This window comes from Armatimonas sp. (assembly GCF_043760365.1).
In the GTDB taxonomy this organism is placed as follows: domain Bacteria; phylum Armatimonadota; class Armatimonadia; order Armatimonadales; family Armatimonadaceae; genus Armatimonas.
This window is the reverse complement of record NZ_JAYUPA010000917.1, coordinates 1-8266: the sequence shown is the minus strand read 5'-3', so window position 1 is coordinate 8266 and position 8266 is coordinate 1. Positions and strand designations below refer to the sequence as shown.

The following is an 8266-nucleotide window of genomic DNA, read 5'->3' as shown; positions in this document are numbered from 1 at the left end:
GTCAAACCGCGTTTAAAAGTGGTCAGCTAATGACATGGCGCGGGATGGTGGACGGGGGAAATGAGGTGGGGTTTGTGGAGGGCGTGAGGTGAGTGCGGTTCTGGTCGAATGGCGCGAGAGGTAGGGGCAGGAGAGGCGACTCTCGCTACCCCTGCTCTCTACGGGAAGATGCCCAGCGCGGTGATGGCTTCGGCGACGCGGCCTACACCGACGATATAGGCGGCGGTGCGCAAATCGCAGTTGTGTTTTTTCGCGGCGGCGTTCACTTGGCCGAAGGCGCGCACCATAATCTGCTCTAGCTTGGCGTTGACCTCGCTCTCGCTCCAGAAGAACGACTGGAGGCCCTGCACCCACTCAAAGTACGATACCGTGACGCCGCCCGCGTTGGCGAGGACATCGGGGACGACTATCGTGCCGTTGCTGGCGAGGATGAGGTCCGCAATCGGAGTGGTGGGGCCGTTCGCTCCCTCAATCACATAGCGGGCTTTCACTTGCGCGGCGTTGGCTTCGGTGATCTGGTTCTGGAGCGCGGCGGGGATTAGCAGGTCCACGGGCAGAAGCAGAAGCGCGGCGGGATCGAGCGCCTCAGCCTCAGGGAACCCGATCACTGTACCCGTTTTCTTTACCCAGTCCTCAACCGCGAGAATGTCCATGCCATTTTTATTGTAGATCGCGCCCTGTACATCCGAGAGGGCTTGGATTTTACAGCCGGTGCGGTAGAAGAGCTTGGCGGCAGCGGCACCGACATTGCCAAAGCCCTGGACGGCCACCGTGGAATCCGGAAGCTGGCCACCACGGGAGAGCAAGGTCTCGCGGGCGACCGTGACGACGCCGCGCCCGGTGGCCTCGATCCGGCCCTCGGAGCCGCCCACCGCGATGGGCTTGCCGGTGACGACGGCAGGAACGGTGGTGCCCTTGAGCATGGAGTAGGTGTCCATGATCCACGCCATGGTCTGGCCGTTGGTACCCATGTCCGGGGCGGGGATGTCTTTGTCCGGCCCCAATAAAATCGCGATCTCGGTGGTGTAGCGCCGGGTGAGGTCCTCCAGCTCGGCGGCATTAAGCTGCTTGGGGTCACAGGCGACGCCGCCTTTGGCACCGCCAAACGGGAGATTGACGACGGCGCACTTGATGGTCATCCAGAACGCCAGCGCCCGCACTTCGCTAATATCCGTGTCGGGATGGTAGCGGATGCCGCCTTTGGCCGGGCCGCGCGCCAGGTTGTGATGGACGCGGTAGCCCGTGAACATCTTAATCGAGCCGTCGCGCATCGAAACAGGGAAGTTGACTGTCAGCTCCCGCTTGGGGTGCTTGAGGACTTCGTGGACGTTGGGATCAAGGTTGATCTTCGTGGCGACAGTGGCAAGCTGCTGCTGCGCCATTGCAAAGCTATCTAGGTGTTCGCTCATGGAACCTATTATGGCACAAAACGCGCAGTATCTCCCCATTTTTGCGTTTGTCAACTCGGGTACAATATGCGCTGTGATCCAAAACGACGACCCCCTTCTCCACTCTCTCAACCCCGTCCAGCGGGAGGCCGTGCTCCATACGGAAGGCCCGCTTTTGATCTTCGCGGGGGCAGGCTCTGGCAAGACCCGCGTGCTCACCCACCGGATCGCCTACCTGGTCTTGCACCAGCAGGTACGGCCCCGCAATATTCTCGCCGTCACTTTCACCAACAAGGCCGCCCGCGAGATGCGCGAGCGTGTGGAGAAGCTGTTGGGTGAGGGGATTGCCAAGGAGATGTGGGTGGGGACATTCCACTCGACCTGTGCCCGCCTACTTCGTGAGAATGGAGCGAGCATCGGGCTGGAGCGCGACTTTGTGGTCTACGACGACGACGACCAGATGACGTTGATGAAGGAGTGTCTGCATCAGCTCAACTTAGATGACCGCCAGTACGCCCCGCGCGCCGTACTCTCACTAATTTCCCGTGCCAAAGAGAAATTAATACTCCCCGAGGACTTTTCTAAGCACTTCTCGGGCCACTTTGAGAACGTCGTTGCGCGGCTCTTTACGCTCTACCAAGAGAAGCTCACCATGAACCGCGCACTGGATTTTGATGATCTGATCGGAAAAGCCGTGCGTATGCTCCAACAGCGCGAAGATGTCCGAGAGCGCTACCAAAGCAAGTTTCGTTATGTGTTAGTGGATGAATATCAAGACGTCAATCATGCACAATATAAATTAACTCAGCTTCTTTCAGGAGGTAATAGCAATTTATGCGTCGTCGGAGATGATGATCAGGGAGTTTATGGGTGGCGAGGTGCGGATATTCAGATTATTTTAGACTTTGAAAAAGACTATCCTGATGCCAAAACAATCAAATTAGAGCAGAACTATCGCTCCTCGAAAACGATTCTTGACACTTCCTACGATGTGATTTCCAAGAACAAGGGCCGGAAAGATAAGAAACTCTGGACCGACAACGCGGAGGGCGAGGCGATTCGACTCTTAGAGGCCATCAACGAGCAGGAGGAAGCGGTCTATGTGGCTACCGTCATCCGTGAGGCTGTTGACAGCAACGTGCGCAAGCTCTCGGAGTTTGCGGTTCTCTATCGTACCAACGCGCAGAGCCGGATGCTGGAAGAGGTCTTTATCAATCATCGAATCCCTTACACGATCATTGGAGGCCTGCGTTTTTATGAGCGCAAAGAGATTAAGGATCTCCTGTGCTATCTCAAGGTGATTCACAATCCCTTCGACTCCATCGCGCTCAAGCGTATCGTTAATGTTCCGGCGCGGGGGATTGGGGCGGGGACATGGGCAAAGCTTGAGGAGCGGGCTCTGGCGCTGAACTGCACGATCTGGGAGGCACTCGCGGACATCAATGCGCTGGGCCTCAAGCCGAACCTCAAGAAAGCTGTCGAGAGTTTTTTAGCGCTGATTGTGCACCTGAGAAGCGAGCGGGAGACGCTCTCGCTTACGAAGCTTACGGAGCGCCTCATCGAGGAGACGGGCTATGTCCGGGACTTAGAGCGCGAGAAAACGGTTGAGTCGCAGAGCCGCGTGGAGAACGTCCAGGAGCTTCTCTCGGTGACGCAGCAGTTCGAGGAGAGCACCGAAGACCCGTCGCTACGGGCATTTCTGGAGCAAACTGCGCTGATCGCTGATGTGGACAAGCTCGGCGAGGGCGGGGTGGAGTGTGTGGTGATGATGACCCTGCACTCCGCGAAAGGCTTGGAGTTTCCAGTGGTCTTTCTGATCGGGATGGAGGAGGGAATATTCCCGCACTTCCGCTCGCTCCAGAGCGATTCGTCCATTGAGGAGGAGCGCCGCCTGGCGTATGTGGGCATCACACGTGCGCAACAAGAGCTGTATCTCACGTTTGCCACGCGCCGCACGATCTTTGGCAACATGAGCTTCAACCCACCGTCGCGCTTTCTGCGGGACATCGCCATCGAGCGCCTCGCCATTCCGCAAGGCGCACGGCTTCCCTCGTTCCTAAAGAGCCAGCAGCGCGAGCTGGCAAGCACTCCTGCCCCCATTCCAACCGCTTCGTCACGGGCCGTGCCACCCCCCCCCGCCCCCACCGGGCGGGGGAGCTTGGTGGGGGCGGCAAAAGTGACCAGTGCCGCGCCGTTCCGTCCTGGTGAGAAAGTCAAGCACGCGGTCTTTGGACAGGGGGTCGTGGTTTCGTGTACGGGAAGCGGCGACGAAGCACAAGTCTCGGTCGCGTTTCCCAATGTGGGGATTAAGAAACTCGTGGCAGGCTACGCCCGGCTGGAGAAGGTATAGCCTGCCGTGGGATTTACTGCCCGGCGGTAGGCTTGCGGGGGAGCTTGTCATCGCGCATGGCGGCGTTGTAGAGAAACGCCGCAAGCACCGTGGCGGCCTGCTTCATGTCCTCAATCTGCACCCGGTCAAACGTGTCCATGTTCGAGTGATGCGTTCGGGCATCGTACTCGATGGTGTCCTGGATGAACTGAAAGCCAGGGAGCCCGGCGGAGTTGAAGGGCAGGTGATCCGTGCCGCCGGTGTTACGCGCCGTCACCGTGGTTGCGCCCAGATCGTTGAAGGGCTTGAGCCACTCGGCGAAGATCGGCATGATGCCCGTGTTGCCCTGGCAGTAGACCCCGCGAATCTTGCCGGTGCCGTTGTCCAAGTTAAAGTAGCTGGAGAACTTGGCGTGCTCTGCGCCGGGGGCCGCCGCCGTGCCGAAGTGTGATTTTACATAGGCGGTCGAGCCGAAGATACCTTGTTCCTCACCGCTCCAGCAAGCCACGCGGATCGTGCGGCGCGGCTTGACGCCGATGGCTTTTAAGATACGCACCGCCTCCATCGCGACGCTCACGCCGCAGGCATTGTCGGTTGCGCCGGTTCCCGTGTGCCAGGAGTCTAGGTGCCCACCCGCCATGACGATCTCATCGGCTTTGTCGGTGCCCTTCCACTCGCCGATAGTGTTGTTGACCATACTGGTATCGTCGCCGTTAAAGTGCACTTTCAGGTCCAGGGCGATACTCACTTTCTCGCCCGCTTGTACCATGCGCACGATGCGGTTGTAGTGCTCCGCGCCCACGGCGATCTGCGGCACCATGAGTCTCTCGGCTGCCACAGAGTAGACACTCATCCGGGGAGTGCGCTGGCCGCCAAAACCACCACGTCCTCCGCCTGCTCCCGGAGCACCTGTACCACCTGCTGGTGGGGTTGGTGGGGTTGCGGGCGCCTGCTGCGGGACACTTGCCTGCTCGACAAAGATCGTTCCACCATCGCCTGAGCGTGCTTGAGAGAGTGTCGCCACGGCACCCTCCGCCTTGCAGAACGCCAGAATCGCGCCCGCCATCTGTGCCTGCCGTGCTCGCGCGGTAAACGCTGCCCGCTGCTCCTCGGTCATCTCCCCAGCAAAGGGATTGCCACCACCACCGCCTTGCCTGGGACGGCCCGTGCCACCGAGTGCACCCGTTGCCATCGCCTCCAGCTGCTCTGGGGTGTAGCGCGACCCTTGCGGTGTGAAGTGTGCCGGGAGCTCCTTAGTGGGGCTAATTAGGGCGATCTTGCCCTTGAGCTTGCCCTTGAACTTTGCTAGCTCCTCCGCGTTTTGTGTCTCGACAAAGACCACATCTGCTGTGCCCGACCAGCCTGTTGACCAGGCGCGGGGTGCAGCAATGACGTTGAAGGCGGTGGGCCCGACCACACTCAGCGCGAACTTGTCGCAGGTCCAGCCACGACCAAATGGCCCCCACGGCTCCAGCTTGGCGTCTAGACCCCACTCAATCATCTTGTTTTTTGTCCACTCATTGGCACGTAGCAGGCCCGGCGAGCCGGTCAGACGGGGGCCAATGACTTCCGTGAGATACGAGAGATGCTGCGGGAGCTGGGAGCGCTTGAGACCTTCCTCACGAATTTTTGCCATGATCGCCGTATCGGGCGTATCGGTCTGGAAGTGGGGGGCTGGCGCGACAAGTGCCGCAAGAGGGAGTAAGAAGAGCGTGGGAGACATAAATTTTAATTCCTTAGATCGCTAAATCGCTCCCATGAACGGGAGCGTCTTATTGTCGCTACGCGACACGAAGGGCGCAAGCGCCCATGAGAACTCGGATGGGCGGCACGCCCTTTGTGTCGGAGCCCGCGACGACAATAAGACGCCCCGGTTTATCGGGGCGAGAGAGTGCGGATAGGGAAATATACCAAAATTTGACACGCGGTACAATGCGTTGTGTCCTCTATTTATGTTTTTGATCTGGATGGTGTTCTCTGGCGTGGCGAGAGTGTCGTGCCAGGAGCACCGGAAGCCATTGCCCGGCTACGTGCCGCTGGGAAGCGTCTCTACTTTCTCACCAACAACTCCAACCAGCCTCGACGGGTCTATGTGGAGAAGCTGACGCGCCTCGGGATGCCTGCTGAGGAGAGCGAAATCGCTACCAGTGCCTCAATCACAGCGGCCTACTTAGTGAGCCAGGGCGCGGTGGGAAAGACGGTCTTTGCTGTTGGTGGGCCAGGGATTCATGACGAGCTGGGTAAAATCGGGATCTCGGTGGTGAGTGTCGCCGACCCGGAGGCGCTGGACGTTGACTGTGCGTATGTTGTCGTCGGGCTGGACAAAGATTTTCGCTACGAGACACTGCGCCGGGCGCAGCAGTGCCTCTTGCGCGGCGCGGTGTTTATCGCCACCAATCGCGATGGCCAGTATCCCATTGAAGACGGTGTGATCCCGGGCGGCGGAAGTATCGTCGCCGCGATTGCCGCCGCCGCCGAGCGCGAGCCGCTGACGATGGGCAAGCCGGAGCCACTGGGCTTGCAGCTGCTACTAGATCTGGCGGGAGTCGCGCCTGAAGATGCCGTGATGGTGGGGGATAGGCTCGACACGGATATTCTCTGTGGCAACCGCTGCGGCGTCCCGACTACTCTAGTGCTGACGGGGGTGGGGACGCAGGCGCAGGCGGACGCGGCTCCGGCTTCTCACGCCCCGACTCGGGTGATTGCGACTCTGGCGGAGCTGTAGGAAGCGCAAGGAGGAACCGGAGCTGCTCCAAGGCCCAGCGACGTAGTTCTGTTTCACTCATTACGAGTAGCATAGCGCCCCACCGTTACACCAGCGTTACAGCTCATGCATCCCTGCCAGTGAAGCAATCCGGGAAAAATGCCACCCTGTCGTCTTTTTTGGTCGCTCTGTCGGGCACTGGGAGCAAATTTTTACTTTTCAGTGTTAGGTATAGACTCATGGATTCTAAAACGATGGTAACATCAACAAAACCTGCTCGCTTTCAGCTTGCCGACATTCCTGCCTCTCTGGTGGTCTTTCTGGTCGCAGTGCCGCTGGCCCTCGGGATTGCCAACGCGTCGGGGGCACCGATTGCCTCGGGGCTAATCGGGTGTATTGTTGGCGGGATTGTCGCCGGAGCGATTGCGGGAGCGCCGCTCCAGGTCACCGGGCCTGCCGCTGGGCTCACCGTTCTGGTCTTTGGGATGGTGCAAAAATTCGGCTGGACCACGATGTGTGCGATCTCGGTGATAGCGGGAATTTTCCAGCTCTGCTTTGGTGCCCTCAAGATCGCCCGCGCCTGTTTGATGATCTCGCCTGCCGTGGTGCACGGGATGCTCGCCGGAATTGGCCTGACCATTGCGCTGGCGCAGTCCCAGGTGCTGCTGGGAGGTAAGCCAAGACCGGCGGCGTTGCTCAATCTCCAGGCCCTTCCCGCCGAGATCGGGGAACTCTTCACGCATCCGACCACGCCCGAAGTCCACGCCACGATCCTGGGGCTGGTCACCATCGCGATTCTGATCGGCTGGGGGTATCTCCCCGCCAAAGTCCGGCTGATCCCGGCGGCGCTGGTCTCGGTGCTGACTGCCACGATTCTTGGCAATCTCTTCTTCACCGAGGCTCCGCGCGTGGCGATTAAAGACGGCCCGCTCTTTGCCTTCCAGATGCCGCAGCTCCCCGCCGATGTTTTAGGCTTCTTTGTTGCCGCGCTCACTATTGCCGTGGTCGCCAGCGTCGAGTCGCTGCTCTGCGCCGTGGCGACCGACAAACTGCACAATGGAAAGCGAGCCAACCTGGACCGTGAGCTGATCGGGCAGGGTGCGGCCAACACGATCTCGGGCTTGCTCGGGGGCATGCCGGTGACGGGCGTGATCGTGCGCAGCGCCGCCAATATCGCCGCCGGAGCCAAGACCAATGTCTCGGCGATCTTGCATGGCGTCTGGATCACGCTCTTTGTCTTAGTGGCGACGCCGCAGCTCAATCGCATCCCGCTGGCCGCACTCGCGGGCTTGCTCATTCACGTGGGTGTGCGGCTGGTCAATCTGCATCACATTAAAGAGCTGCACCGCCACAAAGAAGTGATCGTCTACGCTGTCACCTCGCTGGGCGTCGCGTTTGTGAACCTGCTGGCGGGCGTTGGCTTTGGCATCGGCCTGGCGGTGATTCTGCTGCTTGTCCGTGTGAAAGAGCCGCGCCGCGTTCTGGATCTGAAGATCTCAGGCGAGCCGACGGCCCTCACGATCACAGGCATTCTGGACTTTCTGGCCGTGCCTAAACTGACCGCAGCACTTGCCAAAATCCCGACGGGCACCAAAGCCACCATCGAGCTGAACGCCGACTTTATGGATCACGCGGCGTACGAGGCGCTGCATAGCTGGCAGCAGACGCACCAGAGAACCGGCGGCACCGTCGAGATCAACGAGGCGCATACGCCATGGTACGGCGATGCTCAGCGTGGAAAGCCACGCGTCACACGCAACTAACCTAAACACAAAATTGGAAAAATCAAATCATGCAAAAACTAATTGACGGCGTTCACTACTTTCAGAATGTGGGCTTTCAGCA

At 59.7% G+C, this 8266-nt stretch carries 6 protein-coding genes; 4 read left to right on the top strand and 2 right to left on the bottom strand.

Annotated elements, in window-relative coordinates:
- Positions 1-158: 158 nt before the first annotated feature.
- Positions 159-1409, bottom strand: coding sequence for a Glu/Leu/Phe/Val dehydrogenase (locus ACH2EH_RS22970; RefSeq protein ID WP_395145427.1), 1251 nt, complete (start codon positions 1407-1409; stop codon positions 159-161).
- A gap of 73 nt (positions 1410-1482) precedes the next feature.
- On the opposite strand from ACH2EH_RS22970, the gene pcrA reads away from it, so the two are divergent.
- Entirely contained in the window at positions 1483-3738 is a 2256-nt protein-coding gene (gene pcrA / locus ACH2EH_RS22965; RefSeq protein WP_395145426.1) for a DNA helicase PcrA, read from the top strand.
- Between the two features lie 13 nt (positions 3739-3751).
- Here pcrA and ACH2EH_RS22960 read toward each other — a convergent pair whose 3' ends face one another.
- Complete coding sequence (locus tag ACH2EH_RS22960) at positions 3752-5440, bottom strand: M20/M25/M40 family metallo-hydrolase (protein ID WP_395145424.1); 1689 nt, start codon at positions 5438-5440, stop codon at positions 3752-3754.
- A 34-nt stretch (positions 5441-5474) separates the two neighbouring features.
- Between ACH2EH_RS22960 and ACH2EH_RS22955 the strand changes: the two genes are divergently transcribed.
- The 3 genes from ACH2EH_RS22955 (at position 5475) to ACH2EH_RS22945 (ending at position 8184) form a co-directional block, all read left to right on the top strand.
- A complete protein-coding gene (locus ACH2EH_RS22955; RefSeq protein WP_395145422.1) occupies positions 5475-5618 on the top strand; it encodes a hypothetical protein in 144 nt (47 codons plus the stop codon).
- Between the two features lie 38 nt (positions 5619-5656).
- Entirely contained in the window at positions 5657-6442 is a 786-nt protein-coding gene (locus ACH2EH_RS22950; protein WP_395145420.1) for an HAD-IIA family hydrolase, read from the top strand.
- A gap of 218 nt (positions 6443-6660) precedes the next feature.
- Positions 6661-8184 carry a SulP family inorganic anion transporter gene (locus tag ACH2EH_RS22945; protein WP_395145419.1) on the top strand — a complete coding sequence of 508 codons (1524 nt, stop codon included), beginning with the start codon at positions 6661-6663 and terminating at the stop codon, positions 8182-8184.
- The last annotated feature ends 82 nt before the right edge of the window (positions 8185-8266 follow it).